Annotated in this window: 20 protein-coding genes and 1 pseudogene; 9 read left to right on the top strand and 12 right to left on the bottom strand. The window is 71.2% G+C overall.

Annotated elements, in window-relative coordinates; translation table 11 throughout:
* Positions 1-384: 384 nt before the first annotated feature.
* A complete protein-coding gene (locus PUR53_RS06385; RefSeq protein WP_329907668.1) occupies positions 385-2403 on the top strand; it encodes a non-reducing end alpha-L-arabinofuranosidase family hydrolase in 2019 nt (672 codons plus the stop codon).
* 60 nt (positions 2404-2463) lie between these two features.
* Here the strand turns inward: PUR53_RS06385 and PUR53_RS06380 are convergent, their stop codons facing one another.
* The 4 genes from PUR53_RS06380 to PUR53_RS06365 form a co-directional block, all read right to left on the bottom strand.
* Entirely contained in the window at positions 2464-2847 is a 384-nt protein-coding gene (locus tag PUR53_RS06380) for a toxin Doc (protein ID WP_329896424.1), read from the bottom strand.
* Positions 2847-3086 carry a hypothetical protein gene (locus PUR53_RS06375; protein WP_045561349.1) on the bottom strand — a complete coding sequence of 80 codons (240 nt, stop codon included), beginning with the start codon at positions 3084-3086 and terminating at the stop codon, positions 2847-2849. Before PUR53_RS06375 ends, PUR53_RS06380 begins: the two co-directional genes overlap by 1 nt.
* Before the next feature lie 14 nt (positions 3087-3100).
* Positions 3101-3499 carry an ArsR/SmtB family transcription factor gene (locus PUR53_RS06370; RefSeq protein ID WP_329896423.1) on the bottom strand — a complete coding sequence of 133 codons (399 nt, stop codon included), beginning with the start codon at positions 3497-3499 and terminating at the stop codon, positions 3101-3103.
* A 195-nt stretch (positions 3500-3694) separates the two neighbouring features.
* Positions 3695-4069 carry a hypothetical protein gene (locus PUR53_RS06365; protein WP_045561248.1) on the bottom strand — a complete coding sequence of 125 codons (375 nt, stop codon included), beginning with the start codon at positions 4067-4069 and terminating at the stop codon, positions 3695-3697.
* Positions 4070-4325: 256 nt separating this feature from the next.
* Here PUR53_RS06365 and PUR53_RS06360 point away from each other — a divergent pair.
* Both PUR53_RS06360 and PUR53_RS06355 read left to right on the top strand, forming a co-directional pair.
* Positions 4326-4913, top strand: a pseudogene (locus tag PUR53_RS06360) (cysteine hydrolase family protein); the annotation flags it as partial.
* Between the two features lie 145 nt (positions 4914-5058).
* Positions 5059-5967, top strand: coding sequence for a GlxA family transcriptional regulator (locus PUR53_RS06355; RefSeq protein WP_329896421.1), 909 nt, complete (start codon positions 5059-5061; stop codon positions 5965-5967).
* Positions 5968-5983: 16 nt separating this feature from the next.
* On the opposite strand, the gene PUR53_RS06350 is transcribed toward PUR53_RS06355, so the two are convergent.
* Together PUR53_RS06350 and PUR53_RS06345 are read right to left on the bottom strand one after the other, a co-directional pair.
* Entirely contained in the window at positions 5984-6817 is an 834-nt protein-coding gene (locus PUR53_RS06350) for an endonuclease/exonuclease/phosphatase family protein (RefSeq protein ID WP_329907667.1), read from the bottom strand.
* A gap of 111 nt (positions 6818-6928) precedes the next feature.
* Positions 6929-7390 carry a PPOX class F420-dependent oxidoreductase gene (locus PUR53_RS06345; protein ID WP_329896420.1) on the bottom strand — a complete coding sequence of 154 codons (462 nt, stop codon included), beginning with the start codon at positions 7388-7390 and terminating at the stop codon, positions 6929-6931.
* A gap of 74 nt (positions 7391-7464) precedes the next feature.
* Here PUR53_RS06345 and PUR53_RS06340 point away from each other — a divergent pair, with 74 nt between their 5' ends.
* Positions 7465-7899 (top strand): VOC family protein, encoded by a 435-nt coding sequence (locus tag PUR53_RS06340; protein ID WP_329896419.1) that lies wholly within the window; start codon positions 7465-7467, stop codon positions 7897-7899.
* 33 nt (positions 7900-7932) lie between these two features.
* On the opposite strand, the gene sigJ is transcribed toward PUR53_RS06340, so the two are convergent.
* On the bottom strand, positions 7933-8886 hold the full coding sequence (sigJ, locus tag PUR53_RS06335) for an RNA polymerase sigma factor SigJ (protein ID WP_329907665.1): 954 nt from the start codon (positions 8884-8886) through the stop codon (positions 7933-7935).
* A gap of 103 nt (positions 8887-8989) precedes the next feature.
* Here sigJ and PUR53_RS06330 point away from each other — a divergent pair, with 103 nt between their 5' ends.
* Positions 8990-9364, top strand: coding sequence for a hypothetical protein (locus PUR53_RS06330; RefSeq protein ID WP_329896417.1), 375 nt, complete (start codon positions 8990-8992; stop codon positions 9362-9364).
* A gap of 37 nt (positions 9365-9401) precedes the next feature.
* Here PUR53_RS06330 and PUR53_RS06325 read toward each other — a convergent pair whose 3' ends face one another.
* Entirely contained in the window at positions 9402-10577 is a 1176-nt protein-coding gene (locus PUR53_RS06325; RefSeq protein WP_329907664.1) for a hypothetical protein, read from the bottom strand.
* Positions 10578-10742: 165 nt separating this feature from the next.
* Here PUR53_RS06325 and PUR53_RS06320 point away from each other — a divergent pair, with 165 nt between their 5' ends.
* Positions 10743-11723: a hypothetical protein gene (locus PUR53_RS06320; RefSeq protein ID WP_329907663.1), complete on the top strand. Its 981-nt coding sequence runs from the start codon at positions 10743-10745 to the stop codon at positions 11721-11723.
* Between the two features lie 184 nt (positions 11724-11907).
* On the top strand, positions 11908-13071 hold the full coding sequence (locus PUR53_RS06315) for a hypothetical protein (RefSeq protein WP_329907661.1): 1164 nt from the start codon (positions 11908-11910) through the stop codon (positions 13069-13071).
* A gap of 33 nt (positions 13072-13104) precedes the next feature.
* Here PUR53_RS06315 and PUR53_RS06310 read toward each other — a convergent pair whose 3' ends face one another.
* Both PUR53_RS06310 and PUR53_RS06305 read right to left on the bottom strand, forming a co-directional pair.
* A complete protein-coding gene (locus PUR53_RS06310) occupies positions 13105-14076 on the bottom strand; it encodes an LLM class F420-dependent oxidoreductase (RefSeq protein ID WP_329907659.1) in 972 nt (323 codons plus the stop codon).
* A gap of 96 nt (positions 14077-14172) precedes the next feature.
* Positions 14173-15054: an LLM class flavin-dependent oxidoreductase gene (locus PUR53_RS06305; protein ID WP_329907658.1), complete on the bottom strand. Its 882-nt coding sequence runs from the start codon at positions 15052-15054 to the stop codon at positions 14173-14175.
* Between the two features lie 157 nt (positions 15055-15211).
* Between PUR53_RS06305 and PUR53_RS06300 the strand changes: the two genes are divergently transcribed.
* Positions 15212-16006 (top strand): methyltransferase domain-containing protein, encoded by a 795-nt coding sequence (locus PUR53_RS06300; protein ID WP_329896411.1) that lies wholly within the window; start codon positions 15212-15214, stop codon positions 16004-16006.
* 6 nt (positions 16007-16012) lie between these two features.
* On the opposite strand, the gene PUR53_RS06295 is transcribed toward PUR53_RS06300, so the two are convergent.
* Both PUR53_RS06295 and PUR53_RS06290 read right to left on the bottom strand, forming a co-directional pair.
* The gene (locus PUR53_RS06295; protein WP_329907657.1) at positions 16013-16447 is read right to left on the bottom strand and encodes a cupin domain-containing protein; all 435 of its coding nucleotides are present in this window, start codon (positions 16445-16447) and stop codon (positions 16013-16015) included.
* Positions 16448-16636: 189 nt separating this feature from the next.
* Positions 16637-17206, bottom strand: a complete 570-nt coding sequence (locus PUR53_RS06290) for a snapalysin family zinc-dependent metalloprotease (protein ID WP_329907655.1) — start codon at positions 17204-17206, stop codon at positions 16637-16639.
* Between the two features lie 163 nt (positions 17207-17369).
* Between PUR53_RS06290 and PUR53_RS06285 the strand changes: the two genes are divergently transcribed.
* A complete protein-coding gene (locus PUR53_RS06285) occupies positions 17370-18014 on the top strand; it encodes a hypothetical protein (RefSeq protein WP_329896408.1) in 645 nt (214 codons plus the stop codon).

Here is an 18014-nt window from a genome sequence, read left to right as displayed (position 1 = left end):
CGCCTTCACGATCGAAGGCCGCGGAATCGGAGGAGCCTCAGGGGCATCCTGAAGAGGCCTTCCCTGCATTGGGCCGATGAACTGCACTTCTACTCATACGAACCTGCGAAAGCTTTCGATGGAGCGAGCGAATTTTGCGGGAGGTATTGACGGGGTTCGTCGGCCTCCTATCATCCGAAGTGCTCGATGAGCCGATCGGCGTCCGACATCACGAACCAGCGGACGCGAGCAGAGCTCGTCGAGATCACGAAGAAGCAGAGCCGGCCCTGCCGTACGAGGACAGCGGCACAGATGTGTCATGCCCTCGTCATCATCTGCTGTCCAGAACCTGAGAGTTCCGCACCCGCAGCACCACCAATGGCATCCGACCGTACGAGGAGAACGATGAACCCGTTGAAACGGATCGGCCGACGCCGGGCCTCGGTGTTGGGCCTGGCAGCTCTCGTGGCCCTGGTGACACCCGGCGCCGCGTCCGGAGCGCCGGACGCGGTCAAGGCGTCCACCCTGGGCGCCCAAGCGGCGCAGTCCGGCCGGTACTTCGGAGCCGCCGTGGCAGCCGGGAGGCTGGGCGACGGCACGTACACGGGCATCCTGGACCGCGAGTTCAACTCCGTCACGCCCGAGAACGAGATGAAGTGGGACGCGACCGAGCGGTCGCGCGGGCAGTTCACCTTCGGCGCCGCCGACCAGATCGTGAACCGCGCGACGGCCCGGGGACAACGCTTACGCGGCCACACCCTGGTCTGGCACTCCCAACTGCCGAGCTGGGTCAGCTCCATCACGGACGCCAACACGCTGCGCAGCGTGATGAACAACCACATCACGACCGTCATGAACCGGTACAAGGGCCGCATCCACTCCTGGGACGTGGTCAACGAGGCCTTCGCCGACGGCGGCAGCGGCCAGCATCGCCCTTCGGTGTTCCAGAACCTGCTGGGCAACGGGTTCATCGAGCAGGCGTTCCGCACGGCTCGCACGGCCGATCCGGCGGCCAAGCTCTGCTACAACGACTACAACATCGAGGACTGGAACGCCGCGAAGACCCAGGGCGTCTACCGCATGGTCCGTGACTTCAAGGCGCGCGGGGTGCCCATCGACTGCGTGGGCCTCCAGGCCCACTTCGGCGCCGGCGGTCCCCCCTCCAGCTTCCAGACCACGCTGTCGAGCTTCGCCGCGCTCGGCGTGGACGTCCAGATCACGGAACTGGACATCGCGCAGGCACCGCCGACCGCCTACGCGAACACGGTCAGGGCCTGTCTGAACGTGGCGCGCTGCACCGGCATCACCGTCTGGGGCATCCGCGACAGCGACTCCTGGCGCGCCGGGGAGAACCCCCTGCTGTTCGACCGCAACGGCAACAAGAAACCGGCGTACCAGTCGACACTCACCACCATGGGCGGCACGCCCACGACCCGGCGGGCCGACACCTCCTCGTCCCGGTCCGCCGCCGCGCTGCCCTCCCGCTTCTCCTGGAGTTCCAGCGGGACGCTGATCTCACCGAAGCCGGACGCCACCCACAACATCGCCGGGATCAAGGATCCGACGGTCGTCCAGTACAACGGCAAGTACCACGTGTTCGCCAGCGTCGCGAGCTCCTCGGGGTACAACCTGGTGTACCTGAACTTCAGCGACTGGTCGCAGGCCGGCTCCGCAACTCACCACTACCTGGACCGCAGCGCCATCGGAGCCGGTTACCGGGCCGCCCCTCAGGTCTTCTACTACGCTCCGCAGCGCCTGTGGTACCTCGTGTACCAGACCGGCAACGCCTCCTACTCCACCAACCCCGACATCAGCAATCCGAACGGGTGGAGCGCACCGCGCAACTTCTACTCGTCGATGCCGGACATCATCCGGCAGAACATCGGCAACGGCTACTGGGTCGACATGTGGGTGATCTGCGACAGCGCCAACTGCTATCTGTTCTCCTCCGATGACAACGGGCACCTCTACCGGTCCCGGACCACCGTCGGTCAGTTCCCGAACGGCTTCACCGACACCGTCATCGCGGCCCAGGACTCCAAGTACGCCCTCTTCGAAGCGAGCAACGTCTACAAGGTGCAGGGAGCCAATCAGTATCTGCTCCTGGTGGAGGCCATCGGATCGGACGGCCGGCGCTACTTCCGCTCCTGGACCTCCAGCAGCCTGGCCGGTTCCTGGACGCAGCTGGCCGCGTCCGAGAGCAATCCGTTCGCCCGGGCCAACAACGTCAGCTTCCCCTCGGGAGCGTGGACGAGGGACATCAGCCACGGCGAGATGATCCGCGCCGGGTACGACCAGACGCTGACCATCCCCGCCTGCCGGCTGCAGTACGTCTACCAGGGCCTGAACCCCGGCGCGAGCGGTGACTACAACCTGCTGCCGTGGCGGTTGGGCCTGCTCACCCAGACCAACTCGACCTGCTGATACACCCTTTGAGGCACCGCGGGCCCCCGGCGCGCACGGCGCACGGGGGCCTGTCGCACGTCAGATCCGCCAGGAACGCAGGGTGTCGGCGACCTCGTAGATGGTCAACCTGCTCTCGCGGACCTTCCTGATCAGGTCCGACAGGGCGCCGTAGGGCGGATCGATGCCCTGCGCCGACTGGTCCATGTACTGGGCGGCGACGAACGCGGCGACGAGGCTGTTGCGGTGCGGCAACGGCTCCAGGCGCGCGATGGTGTGCAGCAGCGCGGCCGCGCGCCAGGCGGCGTCGGGGTTCGACGTCTCCAGGGTCGGCATCCGGGTCTTGTGCCGGGCGACGGCCGCCACCAGGGCGGAGTAGTCCGTGACGGACACGTCCTCGGTGCCGAGAGCGGCTTCCTGGACGTCCAGCAGCCAGGAGACGTCGACGTACAGGGTCTCGCTCATCAGGCGGCGGTGACTCCCTGGTCGCGCTGGGACGGGGGCACCTCGTCGGGGAAGGCCTCGTCGAACTCGCCTCGCAGCCGGTCCGCCCACGCGGTGGCGCCGGCGACGAACCGCTTGCGGTGCATCTCGCGGACCCCGAGGTCGTGCATGTACTGCTTCAGGCTCTTGCCCTCGGCCGCCGCGGCCGCCCGCACACCTTCCATTTCCTCGTCCGTGAAGGACACGTTCAGTGATGGCATGCCCGGCATGGTACCTACTTGGCACCTGCCTGCGCCACCGTCCGGGGCACGGGCCCGTCCCCGCGCTCGGGGACGGGCGCGCCCAGGTCCGCCTGCTGGAGCTCGGCGAGCAGTTCGCTCTGGCCGGCGAGCAGCTCGGTCAGGATCCGGCGGGCCGCGCGGAGCAGTTCCGCCACGTCTCCGCCGGCGAGGGCGTAGCTGACGGTGGAGCCCTCCCGGATGGAGACGACGATGCCGGCGCGACGCAGGACGCCCAGCTGCTGGCTGAGACTGGACGGTTCGATCTCGATCTCGCTCAGCAGGTCGCGCACGGGGAGCGGGCCGCCCTGGAGCAGTTCCAGGACCCGGATGCGCACCGGGTGCCCGAGCATCCGGAAGAACTCGGCCTTCGCCTGGTAGAGGGGCACCTGCATGAGAATCGCTCGCTCCCTGCCGCGTTCGACGGGCTCTCTGGGCACGGCGGCCTGTCTGCGCCACCGCGGGCGGACTTGCGTCCCCATCCTCGTGGATCCGGCCCCGCACACCCAGGGGATTGACCCGATCTGGATATGTCCAGTTGAAGAAATCTTCAACTCATGGGCGTGCGAGGTCCTGGGGAACGCGGTGCGCTACACGTCGAGCTCGGCCCCGATGCGCCGAAGCTGGTGGCGGGCCATGGCCAGGTTCGATTTCGTCCGGTCGAGCACGAGGTAGAGGAACAGCCCGTTGCCGCTGCGGCCCTTGAGCGGCTGGATGATGTGGTACTGACTGCCCAGGGTGATGAGCATGTCCTCGATCTCTCCCGTCAGGCCGAGGTGTTCCATGGTGCGCGTCTTGGCGCGGATCACGTCGGTGTTGCCGGCCGCCGCGATCGTCAGGTCCAGATCCTTTCCGCCGCCCAGGGTGCCCAGCGCCATCCCGCTGGTGTAGTCGACGAGCGCGGTCCCCAGGGAACCCTCGATCGAGGTCATGATCTCCTTCAGGGAAATCTCCACATTGGCCATATCGGCGTCTCCTGTCGGTCGGTGCGCGGCTCGGGCATCGCCCGGTCCGCCGGTGCGAGGACCGTATGAGGCGTCCGTCCGCGGCATCCCCGTTGTTCCGCTACTGACCGAGGGAGTCGCACTTGGCCGCGTTCGCGGATCACTTGCGATCATCCGTGCTCGACCGGTGACCGAACGGAGCCGCTGACCGGATCGGTCCGCTCGGGGACCCGATGCGGCCTGTCGCGGCCGGGGCGGTACGGCCGAGGCTTGGGACATGACCCGAGCACTGATCGTCATCGATGTCCAGGAGTCCTTCCGCGCCCATCCGCTGTGGGAGGCGATCTCCGACCCGAAGATCGCCGACAAGGCGGCCCGGCTGGTCCGGCTGGCCCGCCGAGCCGGCGACCTGGTGGTGTGGGTGCTCCACGCGGAGCCCGGCAGCGGCGACGTCTTCGACCCGGCCCTCGGCCACGTCCGGCTGCAGGCGGGGCTGGAGCGCCGGGAGGGCGAGGAGCCGTTGCTCCACAAGACCTCGCACAACGCCTTCACCACCACCAATCTGCAGCAGCTCCTCACCGAGCGCGGCGTGCGGGAGGTCGCCGTCTGCGGCATCCGCACCGAGCAGTGCGTGGAGACCACCGCCCGCCTCGCGAGCGACCTCGGCTACCAGGTCACGTTCGTCGTCGACGCGACCGCCACCCAGCCGATCCCGCACCGCGACGCCCCCGCCGGACAGACCGTCGCCGAACTGCTCGCCGACCCGCGCACCCTGCCCGCCAACGAGGTCGTCCGCCGCACCGAGTACGCCCTCGCCGGCCGCTTCGCCACCATCGCGACGGTCGCCGAGCTGGAGGCCACGGCGGTCGATGCACCGGAGGCCGCGGTGGTCGGTGGGCTGGAGGTCACGGCGGTCGCCGGGCTGGACGGCGCGGCGGTCGCCGGGCTGGACGGCGCGGCGGTCGCCGGGCTGGAAGCCTCGGCGGACCTTCGGGCATGATGACCGGATCGTGAGCCGGATCGTCTTCTTCCTCATGCCCGGAGTCCATCTGCTGGACCTGGCCGGCCCCGCGCAGGTCTTCTCCACCGCGGCCGACTTCGGGCATCCCTACACCCTGACCTACGTCGCCGAGCGGCCTGAGGTCCCCTCGGCCCAGGGCCTGCCGCTGGTGGCCCGGACCGACTGGCCCGAACTCGGGCCCGATGACCTGATCGTGGTGCCCGGCTGGCGCACGGTCACCCTGGCCGACTCGCCCGCCGTCGCCGACGCCTCCCTGCGGGCGCTGACCGACCACCACGCGCGGGGCGGGACGGTGGCCAGCGTCTGTGCCGGCGCGGAGGCGCTCGGGCGGGCCGGTCTGCTCCGGGGCCGCCGGTGCACCACCCACCACGACGTGCAGGAAGAGCTGGCGTTGCGCCACCCCGGTGCGGTCGTGGTCCGTGACGTGCTGTTCACCGCCGACGACCGGGTGATCACCTCGGCCGGTATCGCCAGCGGCATCGACCTGGCCCTGCACCTCGTGGCCGGCCGGCACGGGCCCGCCGTCGCCGCGCAGGTCGCCCGGGACATGGTCGTCTACGCCCGCCGCAACGGCCACGAGCCGCAGTCCAGCGCGATGTTCCGGCACCGGTCCCACCTCGACGACACCGTGCACCGGGTCCAGGACCTCATCGACACCCGCTTCGACCAGCCGCTCCCGCTGACCGGCCTGGCCGCGGCCGTCGGCGTCAGCGAACGCACCCTCACCCGGCTCTTCGGCCGCGCCACCGGTCTCACCCCGCTGCGCTACCAGCAGACCCTCCGCCTGGAGCGCGCCGAGCACCTCATCAGCCACGGCGCCACGGTCGACGCCGCCGCCCGCTCCGTCGGCTTCGAGGACGCCCGCATGCTGCGCCGCCTGCGCGCCCGCGCGACCTGACGCCGGGGCGGGGGCGTCAGCCCAGGTCGAGGTCGGTGTGCAGCAGGTTGTGGTCCGAGACCTCCGAGAGCCGCACCTCGTGCCTGAGCGGGGTGATGCCCCGCAGGAAGACGTAGTCGAACTTGCTCTGCCAGTCGGTGGTCACCTCGCAGTCGCCGGCGAGGGCGGGACGGCACTCGGGATCGGTGTCCGTGGCCAGCTTCCACAGCGGGGCGAGTTCGGGGGCGTCCGGCACCGCGTTGAGGTCGCCGACGAGGACGGCACGGTCGTACCGGGCGACGACCGGGGCGAGTGCGCGGATCTGCTCCGCCCGGACGTCCGCCTGCTGCCGTTGGGCGAGGTGCGTGTTGAAGACCCGGACGGACCGGTCGCCCACCCTCGTGGTGACCGCCAGGTATCCGCGGTCCTCGGATCCGCCGTCGGGGTACTCCACGTTGACACGGTCCGTCATCGGCGCCGCCGAGAGGATGGCCTGGCCGTAGCCGCCCGGGTTCCACGGCACTCCCCCGCAGCGGTTCCAGTTCTGCAGCACGGTCCCGTACTCGACGTGGTAGACCAGCCCGTGCAGGCTCTCCAGATACTCCCGGATCCGCTCGACGTCCCGCGCGCACGCCTCCTGCAACCCGATGACCTGCGGCGCGTACGCGGCGATCTCCGCCGCCCGCTCGACGTTGCTCTCCTTGCAGGGGTTGCACATGTTCCAGGTCATGACCCGGTTCGGCACGATGTCCTTGACGGCGTCGACGGGCTGCGCCCTGGTGAAGAGACCGTCGGGCGCGCTGGGACCGAGCATCACCACACAGGCCACGGTGACGGCACCCGCGAGCAACCGCGTTCCCTTTCCGAACACCTTCGCCTCCCTGCGTGGATCCACACGGCAACCTACGTCCCCGTGCACGAGGTTATGGGACGAGGCTGTGAACGACGCTCGGCCGCTGCCGGCCCGGGACAACGCGTGCCGCTACCGGCCGGAGATGTCGAGTGCCGTTCCGTAGAGCCGGTTCACCCGCAGCCGGATGACCACGCGGCGTTCGGCGACCAGCTGCGCCAGGAAAGCGTCCTCGTCCTCGGGCTTCGCCTCCTTCGGGATCAGCCCGAGCAGCTCCCGCCCGACCGCGTCGCCGGGGACCGCGGTGGCCTCCGAGACCTCGGCCTCGCCCTCGGCCACGGCGAAGGACCACACGTCGCCACCCTGGACGTGCAGCGTCGCGCGCGGGTCGCGCCGCAGATGCTTGACCTTGATCCGGTCGGCGGTCGTCGAGAACCGCAGGACGCGGGCCTCGGGATCCCAGCTGTACACCATGGTGGTCAGGTGGGGGTGACCATCGCGCTTGACGGTGGCGAGCGTGCCGAACTGGTACGTGCCGAGGAGGCCGGAGAGGGCCTCCTCGGACAGCGGGCGCGGGGCCGGTCCTTGAGTCATGCTCTGATCAACTCCCTTGTGCCCGCCGAATATTTCGTGGACAACGGGTTCGCCGCCCTTGCTATGGTGCGCCGATGTCATCGATCAAGACGGTCCAGATCACCTTCGACTGTGCGGAACCCGAGCGCGTCGCCCGCTTCTGGTGCGAGGTGTTGGGGTATGTCGTACCGCCGCCGCCGGAGGGGTTCACCTCCTGGGACGAGTACGACCGTTCGCTGCCGCCCGAGCGTCAGGGTGCGGGGTTCGTGTGCATGGACCCGACCGGGGTCGGGCCCCGGATGTACTTCCAGCGCGTTCCCGAGGGCAAGGTTGTCAAGAACCGGGTGCATCTCGATGTGCGGGTGGGCACCGGGCTCGTGGGGGACGAGCGGGTCGCCGTGCTCGAGGCCGAATGCGCGCGACTGGTCGCGCTCGGCGCCCAGCGTGTACAGCTGCTGCGCGCCGACGAGTTCAACGAGTCGTGCCTGGTGATGCAGGACGTCGAGGGCAACGAGTTCTGCCTCGACTGAGACCGGAGCTGAGCTGAGGGGAGCTCCGGACCCCTAGTCCTCCCTCGCCCAGGAGCGCAGCTTCTCCGGGTTCCTGATCGCCCAGATCCGCGTGACGTGTCCGTCGGCGACGTCGAACGCGGCCACGGTCATGACGACGCCGTCGCGCCGGGCCACCAGGCCCGGCACCCCGTTGACCGACCGCTCGAGGAGTTCGAGCCCCGGCGCCCGGTCGGCGATGGCGACCATGTACTGGGCGATACGCGCACCACCCTCGACGGGGCGCAGCACGGTGCCGACCATGCCGCCGCCGTCGGCGGTCATCACGGCGTCCGGGTCGAGGAGACCGACGAGGGCGGCGATGTCCTTGTTCTCCCACGCCTGTTTGACGTGTCTGACGACTTCCGCGCGGTCGGCCGCCGTCACCGGAGTACGGACGACGCCCACCCGTCGCCGGGCGGAGGCGGCCAGTTGTTTGCAGGCCGCGGGGCTCCGGCCGAGGACGTCGGCGATCTCGGCGAACGGATAGCGGAAGACGTCGTGCAGTACGAACGCCACCCGCTCGGCCGGCGTCATCGACTCCAGGACGACGAGGAAGGCCATGGCCACCGACTCGTCCAGCACGATCTGGTCGGCCGGATCGGTGGGGCTCGCGGAGCCGCCGGGGGCGGCAGGGGAAGCGGGGCCGGTGGCGTGGACGACACGGCCCCCGTGGTCCCACTCGGTGCGGTCGGGCAGCGGCTCGGGCAGCCACACACCGACGTAGCGCTCGCGGCGGGCCCGCGCCGAGCCGAGCAGGTCCAGACAGATACGGCCGGTCACGGTCGTCAGCCAGGCTCCGGGTGACTCGATCTCCTCCCGCCGGCCGCTCGGCAGCCCGTACCAGCGTGCGTACGCGTCCTGTACGGCGTCCTCGGCCTCCGTCGCCGAACCGAGCAACCGGTAGGCGACATTGACCAGTTGACGCCGTTCCCCGTCCACCGCCGCCGCACCCGCCGTCCTGTCCACCGCCGCCCCCTCGCCCAACTCGCCTTACCTTTCACCGGCCCACGTCGTCGGACTGGTGAGACCTTATCGATCCACCGCCCGAGGGCATTTAGGAGACCGCGACATGGCCACCCAGGTGACGGCGACGGCGAACGCACGGCACACTTCCTCGTTCCTGCGGGTCACGATCGCCCTGCAGACCCTGACGATCTTCCTTCAGGCGATCTCCGCCGGACTGCTGCTGGCCTCGCCGTACGGGGAGACTCTGCACAGTGTCGGTGCGCGGGTGATGTACGGGGCGACGATGCTGTACGTCCTCGCGGCGGTACTGGCGTGGAAGCCGGGCGGCGGCTCCCCCCGCCCCGTCCGGCACGCCACGGGCTTCCTCGCCCTCGCCTCGGCCCAGGTCGTGCTCGGCATCGCCCATGTCCCGACGGTCCATCTGCCCCTGGGCGTCCTGATGTTCGGCCTGAGCGTGCTGGCCCTGGCCCGCCGCTGAGGCTCCGGCTGCCGCGCCCCGGTCTCCTCCGGCCCGGTCAGAAGACACCGGTACGCATGTGGTGGATGAGGTCGGCCAGGATCTCGCGGAGCCATGGGCTGCGGGCGGCGGGGAGCCGGACCAGGGTGTGCCGGAAGACTCCCGAGTCGATCCGGAACGGGTGGAGGGGGCGTGGTTCCGGCGGGTAGTCGCGGAGGAGTTCGGCGTGCCCGCCGCTGGAGGTGGGGACGGGCGGCGACGGCTCGGGGAAGGCCAGCCACCGCCACACCCCGAACGGGAGCGGCACCGAGCGGTCGGCGGGGGCCACCGGGGTGGGTGCGGCGGCGGCCCCGCTGGAGCCACTCCTGGGTGTGCCCGTGCCACTGGACCTGCCGTTCTCGCTGAGCGGTGTCCACAGCTCGCCCGTCTGTGGATGGACCGGGACGAGGAGGAGGTCCGCGTCGGTGTCGGCGGCGGGGCGGCCCGGTCCTGCCAGGGCGGCGCGCAGCTCCGGTGGGCCGGCGGGCAGCAGGGCGTCGAGGGCACGTCGGAACACCTCCGCGGTCGGGCCGTCCGGGACGGCGACCGGTCGACGCTCCGAGGCCGCCAGCAGGTGGGCGAGGGCTCGGCCGGCCGCCGCCTCCCACTGCGGGCTCCACGACCACCAGTGGGTCGTGCCCGCACGCCCGCCCCAGGCGGCGATCGGCTCGGACGGTGGCGTGATCAGCGGCGTCTCCATCAGCTCGGACCAGGACAGCGGCGGCACGTCGTCGCCGACACGGCGGCGGTGCACGGCGTTCGGGGCGAGCCACACCGCCTGCCAGAGCGAACAGTCGTCGATCCGGCTCGCCACGGGCAGACCGCACGCCTCACAGGCCATGTTGGGTCCGTCGGCCCCGTCGAGACCGCAGCAGTAGCCGCCGGCCTTCTCCGGGATCAGCCGGGTGGCTCGGACGTCCCCGGGGGCGATGACGACCGCGCCGGGCGGGCCGTCGGACAGGAATTCGACCGGCGCGTGGATGCCGCGGGCCGCCGGCTCGTCCGGGTCGATCTCCTCCCACCTCCGCCATGGCGGGCCCGAGGGCTCCGTTTCCACGGCGAACGTGCCCGGCTCCATCAGCACCGGCAACTGAATGCCGTTGCCGTACTTCTGATGGGCGTGGACCGGCAGGGCGACCCGGGACAGCGGGGAGGTCAGCCTGGCACCGCACCCCGCACACGCGAAAACGAACAAATGTCCTCCGCTGGGAAATCAGGTGGCATCGTCGCAGTTCGGCGACGGCGAACCAACGGGTTTTTTGTGCGGGGCGGTGTTCCCTGCACCGCCACCTCGCGGAGTGCGGCGCCGTACTGTGCGAGGGACACCGCTCGCCGTCCGACGACCGAGGAGAAGCAGGCTGTGAAGGTCGAGATCCAGCCGGACGTACGCGACACCGCCGCCCGGCTCGGGGCGGGTGCCGCCTACGCGTTGAAGGTCCTGGCCGGACGGTTGGCCCACGACCCCGACCTGGGGCGGCCCTCGCAACTGCCCGGAATCCTGACGGCGACGGTCGACGGCACGATGTTCGAGGACTGCCCCGATCTCTCCGTCGGCTACATACGTGAGCCGGACCGCGTCGAGATCCGCTTCCTGCGAGCCGTCCCCGCCCCCGAGCCCTCCCCGGCCCCCCTTCAGGACCCGGACGAGGAGCAGAGCCCGGACCACGAAGAAGCCGCCGACCCGGCTGCCGTCGCGATCGTCGTCCGGGAGGTCGCCGACGCCTGGCAGCGCGTCACGCGTCGGCTCAAGCGCGACGCCCCCGACTCCTACGCCGCGCTCCGCGTCGGTGCCAGGCCCTCCGCCATCGCCGCCCTGGAGGACGAACTCGGCGTTCGGATACCCGCCGAGCTGCACGTCCTGTGGCTGCTGACGGAAGGTGACGACGGGGTCCATGGCATCGACGGGGTCGACGGCCGGGGCTGGGGTTGTCTGCCGGGCGGTGCGGCGCTGATGCCTCTGGAGGCCGTGGTCGACCGCTACCGGCTGAAGATGGACGCTCAGGCCCATCAGGCGACCCTTGACGCCGAACTCCCCGAGGACGACCGCGTCACCGTGTGGAAGGCGACCTGGATCCCGCTGATCTCGCACAGCGCCGCCGACCGCGCCTCGGGTCTCTACCTGGACACCGCGACCGGCCATCTGGGCCGCTGGTCCCGCTACCACGAGCCACCGGGCGACGAACTCGACACCCTGGTCACGTACTTGGAAGAAGTCGCCGACATGCTCGAAGCCCCGGCTCTGGCGACCCGGGACCGGCCCGGTCTGATCGGCGGGGCACTCGTCTGGCTCAGCGGCCTGCGCGAACCACTGCCGGGCCGTTGGCAGCCGTTGACGGACTGAGCGACCGCACCCGGCGGCGCGCATGTTCGACGGTCCCACGAACGCTCCAGGGCTTTTCCCCCTTCTCGGTGGAGTGACGGCCCGCGCGACGGGCGCGGCGAGGGTGGCGGGACCCCCCGTGATCTACGCGGGGTCGCGGCGGGGATACTGGTGGACGCACGTGCCCCTGCTTCCCGATGGACTTATGCCGACCTCCTCCACAGCTCGTCCCACGACTCCCCCGACGGTGTGGCCGGCTCGCGGCCGCCATATCGGACCCGACGCGGAGGACGTCCTCCGTCGCACTCTGCGGCAGCTCAAGGACAGTCAGGTCATCGACGACTTCCTCGAAGTGCCCGACCCCGGGGGCGAGTCCCCGGAGCGGGTCTTCGAGGCCCGATGGCGGGTCGCCGACGAGGTGACCGTCCGCGCCCGGCTCGGCCTCGCACCCGATCTGGGCGGCGGGCGGGAGTGGACCCTGATCGCCGAGGCGGAAGAGCCGTGGGATCCGGCGTGGCCGTCCCCCGTCACCCGGTTCTGGCCGGAGTACGGCGACTGGGACCACGACGCCGCCACGGGCCTGTCGCTGAGCAGGATCAACGCCCTTCCCGAGGACGACAAGGATGTACGGCGTGTGCTGCGGGACGCCGGGCGCGGAGGATGGTGCGTCCATGTCGTCGTCCACGAGGCGATGACCACGGACGAGCGCGGGCAGCTGCCCCTGGCGCGCTGGCTGTCGCCGAGTCTGCGCCACCGTGTGATCGAGCACCGTGCCGCCCCGCACCAGGTACGGGTCGTCAACTGGGCGCTGCGCGAGTTCGACGCGGAGGTGCCGCGCGGTGGTGCCGTGGTGCTGCCCGGCATCCCGGCCCCGTCCGGCTACGACGCCGAGGACTTCGCCGTACGCACGGTGTTCCTGGACGGTTCGGAGCCGGTCGATCTCGTCGCGGCGGTGACGCGGTTCGCCGCGCTGTCGCGTCCGCTGCCGGACGGCGCGGACGACGCCCTCACGGCGCTGCGGGACGACTGGCATTTGCTCACTCTCGAGGAGGAGCTCGCCCGGGAGCGGAAACGGGTGGCGATGTACGCCGAGGCGCTGGAGGCCATGACCGCGTCCCGGGACCTGTACCGGGAGGCGACCGAGCGCGCCCATGAGGCGCTCGCGGCCTACCGTGAGTCCGCCGAGGCCGCGCCCGTCGCGCCGCAGCCGTCGGGGAAGCCGGCGGTGTCCCCGTTCCAGCAGCTGGCGCGCACGCTGGAGCGTTTCAAGGGCGGCGCCAAGGCCGCGCCTCCCGCCGCCGACCAGGGCGAGGAGCCCGCGGACGACGGTCGGCCGGCCGGCTCGGAGCGCGGGAGCGACGGGGCGTAGCCGCTGCCCGGCGACACCGCGCGGGCGGGAGCGTCAGGCGAACGCCTCGCGCAGGGCGGGCAGGAGGGTCTTCTCCGACCAGTCGAGGTACGCGGGCTGGGACTCACCGCCGATCTGGACCAGGGCGATCTCGGTGAACCCGGCCTCGGCGTACGGGCGTACAGCTTCGACGAACGCCTCGGGGTCGTCGCCGCACGGGATGGACGCGGCGACGTCGTCGGGCGTGACGTACTGCGTGGCCGCCGCGAAGGAGTCCGGGTGCGGGAGTTCCGAGTTGACCTTCCAGCCGCCGCCGAACCAGCGGAACTGGTCGTGCGCGCGCCGGACGGCCGTGTCGCGGTCGGGGTCGTAGCAGACCGGGAGCTGGCCCACGCGCGGCTTGCCGGTGCCGCCGTGCCGGTCGAACGCCTGGAGCAGCCCGGCCTCGGGCTCCGTGGCGATGACCAGGTCGCCGACCCGGCCCGCGAGGGAGCACGACTGCTCGCCGGAGACGGCGATGCCGAGCGGCGGAGGGTCGTCCGGCAGGTCCCAGAGCCGGGCGGACTCCACGTCGGAGTGCGTGCCGTGGTGGTTCACATGGCCGCCGTCGAAGAGCGCCCGGATGATCTCGACGGCTTCTTCGAGCATCTCGTGCCGTACGTTCACGGACGGCCAACCGCCGCCCACCACGTGTTCGTTGAGGTTCTCCCCGGAGCCGAGCCCCAGCCGGAACCGCCCCTCGGACAGCAGCTGCATCGTCGCCGCCTTCTGCGCCACCACCGCCGGGTGGTAGCGGAACGACGGGCAGGTCACGTACGTCATCAGCGGAATGTGCGAGGTCGCCTGGGCGGCCGCGCCCAGCACACTCCACGCGTACGGTGAGTGACCCTGTGAGCGCAGCCACGGGAAGTAGTGGTCGGAGGTCACCGAGAAGTCGAATCCCGCGCCCTCCGCCCGCACCACGTGGTCGACGAGGTCACGGGGGCCGGCCTGCTCGGTCATCATCGTGTATCCGATTCGCACCATGAGCGGCGGGTCCCCGCCCGAGCGGATCGAAAACAGCCGACGGGGACCCTGTCACGGAGTGGAGCCGGCGAAGCTCAGGTGGTGGCCTCTCGCCGCTCAGGTGGTGGCTTCTCGCCGGGCCGCGAGCACGGCCTCCAGCTGTCCCAGCGGGTCCTCGCCCACGATGCGCAGGACGACCGTGTCGGCGCCGGCCGCCGCGAGTGCGTGGACGGCGTCGGCGGCCCCGCCGGCGTCACCGGAGACGGTGAAGACCTCCTCCTGGGGGCGGCCCAGCCAGGCGCCGTGGCCCTCGGTGTGGGGGTGGAGGGTGCGGGCGACCTCGTCGGGGTCGTCGCCGACGCACGCGAAGGCGAAGACGGTGAGGGTGTGGTCGGCGGTCGCGCCTCCCTTGGCGGTCAGCTCGCGGGTGTGTTCCAGGTCGCGCGGCCCGTGGCCCTCGGCGATCAGCGTGCCGTCGGCGACGCGGCCGGACAGTTCGAGGGAGCGGGGGCGCACCACGCCCGCGACGACCGGCGGGACCTCGGTCGGCGGGTGAACCAACTGCACTCCGTCCAGCCGCACTTCACGCCCCGTCAGTTCGACGCGTTCACCGCGCAGCAGCGCGCGGACGGAGGTGATCGTCTCCTCCAGGAGCGCCAGCGGGGAGCGGGGCGCGACACCGACCTGGACCATCCATTCCCGTACGCCGTGTCCGATGCCGGCGACCAGGCGGCCGGGGAACACCCGGGCCAGCGTGGCCAGTTCCATGGCCAGCAGTGCCGGGCTGCGCAGCGGGGCGGGAGTGATGCCGATGCCCACCCGCAGGCGGTGTGTGGCGCCCAGGGCGACGGCCGCCGCAGAGACGCCGCCGTTCCAGCCGAGGTCCTCCACCACCCACAGGTCGTCCGCCCCGAGTTCCTCGGCCCGCCGCGCGAACTCGGGCAGTCCTTCCGGGGCCCAGTCGCGGTCGTACATCACACCGATCCGTACGTTCGTCATACGGGCGAACCTACGCGGCGGACGACGAGCGGATCAACGGCGTATCCGGCCCCGCCGCCCGGCCGTCGACGTGCGAAACGCCGTGTGCGTCCCGCAGGGTCCACGGGGGCGTCGCACCGCGCACAATGAGCCACCGACGAACCTGGGAGGAACCGCGGTGGCCGACTACTCACTGACCCTCGACGACTCGGAGATCGCGCGCTACCGGCTGATGGCCGACATCGCCGAGCGGCGTGAACGCGAGTTGTGGGCGGCGGCCGGAGTGGCGCCCGGGGCGCGGATCGCGGACGTGGGTTGCGGGCCGGGCGCGCTGTCCGTGCGGTTGGCGGACATCGTCGGGCCCGAGGGTGCCGTGTGGGCGGTGGACCGCGACGCCGACGCGCTGGCCGTCGCCTCCGCACTGGCCGAGCGCTCGGGCGTCACCGTGCACACCGGCCCCGGGTCCGCCGACGCCACCGGGCTGGCCGAGGGCACCTTCGACGTGGTGATGCTCCGTCATGTGCTGGCCCACAACGGTGGCCGGGAGCAGGCGATCGTGGACCATCTCGCCGAGCTGGCCAGGCCCGGCGGCGGCGTGGTGTACCTGGTCGACGTCGACGCGACCGGATTCCGGTTGCGGGGCGCGCCCGCCGCGTACGACGAGATGCACGAGCGCTACCGCGAACTGCACCGTCGCCGGGGCAACGACCTCGCCGTCGGGACCCGGCTGGACCAACTCCTCACGTCGGCAGGGCTCGACGTCATCGCCTACGAGGGCCACATCAACGTCATGACTCCCCCGCCCGGCATGCGCGGTCCCGCCTGGGCGGCCCGTGACGCCCTGCTCTCCGAGGGCCTCGTCACCCCGGACGACATCGCCCGCTGGGACGACGCGTTCGCGGACGTCGGACAGGACCTGAGCGGCCTGCGGTTCTTCGGCAACACCTATGTCGCCGTCGGCCGCCGCGCCTGACGGGGGTCACTCGAAGGAGCAGCCCGGGTTCGGGGCGTCCTCGGAGAACGGGGCTCCTTGGGGCAGGACGTACAGGACCACCAGCACGAGCGGAGTGTCGCCCAGGTTGCGGCCGATGTGGACGTAGTCGGGGCCGGCCGGTTCCTGGATGCGGTCGCCGGCGCGGTAGACGCCGTCGGTCTCGCAGGTGGAGTCGTAGTGGCTGAGGGTGCCCTCCTTGACGAGGCCGTGGAGCGGTCCGTCGTGGTAGTGCCAGCCGGTGGCCTGGCCGGGCGGGAGGGTGACCTCCCGCAGGATGTAGTCGGTGCCGTTCGCGGTGGTCCGGCTGAGCACACGACCGGTGACCCCCGGTCCCGCCGGCGTGGCATGCGCGGTGCCGCCCGCCACGAGGGCGGCAGCCGTCACCGCGGCGGCGACGACGGTACGGAACGTGCGGCGCATGCGGGCCTCCTGCGAGGTGGGGAAGACGTGGTCGTCACCGTGAACATAGGCCGCCGCAGGGGCTGTTGAGCCGGAATCCGCTGGATCCGCACGCGTCCGGCCGAAAGTCAGCGTGTCATCGACCTCACCGGAAGGTCCTCGCTGCCCGGCCGGGCGGGCTCGGCCGGCCGGGCAGCGCCGCCGTGCGGGTCAGTCCACGATCATCGCGGGGATGGTCGCCGGGGTCCGGTCGGCGAGCAGGCCGCCGAAGTTGCCCTCGACCTCCGCCTTCTCCGCCGCGTTCGGGTACGGGTTCGTGCACGCGGTGCCGGCGGTGGAGCCGGACATCAGGCTGGAGCACGGTCCGGGCTTGCGGTCGGGCAGACCCAGGATGTGACCGAGTTCGTGGGCGGAGATCCTGATCGTGTCGTAGCCCTGCTGGACGGCCTGGCGCCCGATGTAGACGGTTCCGTTGCCCAGGGTCGTGGTCTGGGCGCGCGGCCAGCCGTTGTCCGCGAGGACCCGGATGTTGGCGCGTTGCCCGGCCGCCGCCGGCCGCAGTTCGACGGCGTCGACGCTCTCGTTCCAGATCGCCGCGCCCCGGTCGACGGCGCTCCTGAACTCGGCGGAGCCGCCCGCGTCGTAGGTGAGGACACGGGCGGCCAGGGGGGCGTCGGCCGCGTCGGGAGCGGCGGCGACGGCCTGGCCGCCGGTGAGGGTCAGGGACAGGGACACCATCAGGGCCGCTGTCAGACCGCCGGTCAGCGTACGGATGTGCATGATCGACCTCCTTGTGGGGGAAGGTTAGTCGTGCTCATGACAGTATCGGTTCGCTGCCCGGCCGGGGTGGAGATGAATCCGTCAATCCGTCGGCCTGTTCGGTCCGTGAGAGTCTTGCTCCGATCATGGTCGACCTATTGATGTCGAGGCCGGAGGACAGGACATGGACATCAACCGGCCGGGGCTGGGCGGGGATCTGCCGGCGGCGGAGGTGCTGTGGGCGCGGTGGTCCTTGATCGCCGTGCTGGAGGCGACCACCGCGGACGAGGAGGAGCGTCACCACCGCGTGGGGACCTGGGTGGACGACGAGGGGCTCCATCTGGACGACTGCGGCTGCACATGGTGGAGCTTCGCGCCGCGTGGTGCGGGGCGGTACGTGCTCTTCGGCGAGGACGAGTCGAGTGGGGTCAAGTGGCACGAGCCGCCGATCGACATGTTCGCCGGCGCCCCCGACTGGCTCCCCCACGAGAAGCTCCGGGATCTGCTGTCGGGCAATCAACTGGGCTGTGTCTACTGGTTCGAGGACGGCGCGTGGGCCCGCGCTCCCTACCCGGCGACCCTCCACGACGACGGACTCGACTGCGGTATGAGCCGCTTCGTCGACCGCAAGGACGTGCTCAGGACGATCGCCGACGAGGACCACGGCGCCATGCCCACCCAGGACGCCGAGACACTGCTGGCGCACGCGGAGGGCTACCGCCTGACGCCGGACCTGCTGATGTCGCTCGTCACCGAACCCGACTGTCGTGAGCTGGACCGGCCCGCCATGACCAGAGCGCTGCGCCTCGCCGGCCTGGACCGGACCTAG

The organism is Streptomyces sp. SP18BB07, assembly GCF_036322545.1.
GTDB classification, from domain to species: domain Bacteria; phylum Actinomycetota; class Actinomycetes; order Streptomycetales; family Streptomycetaceae; genus Streptomyces; species Streptomyces deccanensis.
Note: the sequence above shows the minus strand (reverse complement) of the source record. Positions and strands in the feature narration are given on the sequence as shown.

Bases quoted from the DNA above. Each gene is read 5' to 3' on its own strand.
- PUR53_RS06295 (WP_329907657.1), bottom strand. From the start codon at position 16,447: ATGCGCCGCACGTTCCGTACCGTCGTCGCCGCCGCGGTGACGGCTGCC.
- PUR53_RS06315 (WP_329907661.1), top strand. From the start codon at position 11,908: ATGCCGACCTCCTCCACAGCTCGTCCCACGACTCCCCCGACGGTGTGG.
- PUR53_RS06380 (WP_329896424.1), bottom strand. From the start codon at position 2,847: ATGAGCGAGACCCTGTACGTCGACGTCTCCTGGCTGCTGGACGTCCAG.
- PUR53_RS06345 (WP_329896420.1), bottom strand. From the start codon at position 7,390: ATGACTCAAGGACCGGCCCCGCGCCCGCTGTCCGAGGAGGCCCTCTCC.
- PUR53_RS06330 (WP_329896417.1), top strand. From the start codon at position 8,990: ATGGCCACCCAGGTGACGGCGACGGCGAACGCACGGCACACTTCCTCG.
- PUR53_RS06365 (WP_045561248.1), bottom strand. From the start codon at position 4,069: ATGGCCAATGTGGAGATTTCCCTGAAGGAGATCATGACCTCGATCGAG.
- PUR53_RS06305 (WP_329907658.1), bottom strand. From the start codon at position 15,054: ATGACGAACGTACGGATCGGTGTGATGTACGACCGCGACTGGGCCCCG.
- PUR53_RS06375 (WP_045561349.1), bottom strand. From the start codon at position 3,086: ATGCCATCACTGAACGTGTCCTTCACGGACGAGGAAATGGAAGGTGTG.
- PUR53_RS06385 (WP_329907668.1), top strand. From the start codon at position 385: ATGAACCCGTTGAAACGGATCGGCCGACGCCGGGCCTCGGTGTTGGGC.
- PUR53_RS06310 (WP_329907659.1), bottom strand. From the start codon at position 14,076: ATGGTGCGAATCGGATACACGATGATGACCGAGCAGGCCGGCCCCCGT.
- PUR53_RS06285 (WP_329896408.1), top strand. From the start codon at position 17,370: ATGGACATCAACCGGCCGGGGCTGGGCGGGGATCTGCCGGCGGCGGAG.
- PUR53_RS06340 (WP_329896419.1), top strand. From the start codon at position 7,465: ATGTCATCGATCAAGACGGTCCAGATCACCTTCGACTGTGCGGAACCC.
- PUR53_RS06370 (WP_329896423.1), bottom strand. From the start codon at position 3,499: ATGCAGGTGCCCCTCTACCAGGCGAAGGCCGAGTTCTTCCGGATGCTC.
- PUR53_RS06290 (WP_329907655.1), bottom strand. From the start codon at position 17,206: ATGCACATCCGTACGCTGACCGGCGGTCTGACAGCGGCCCTGATGGTG.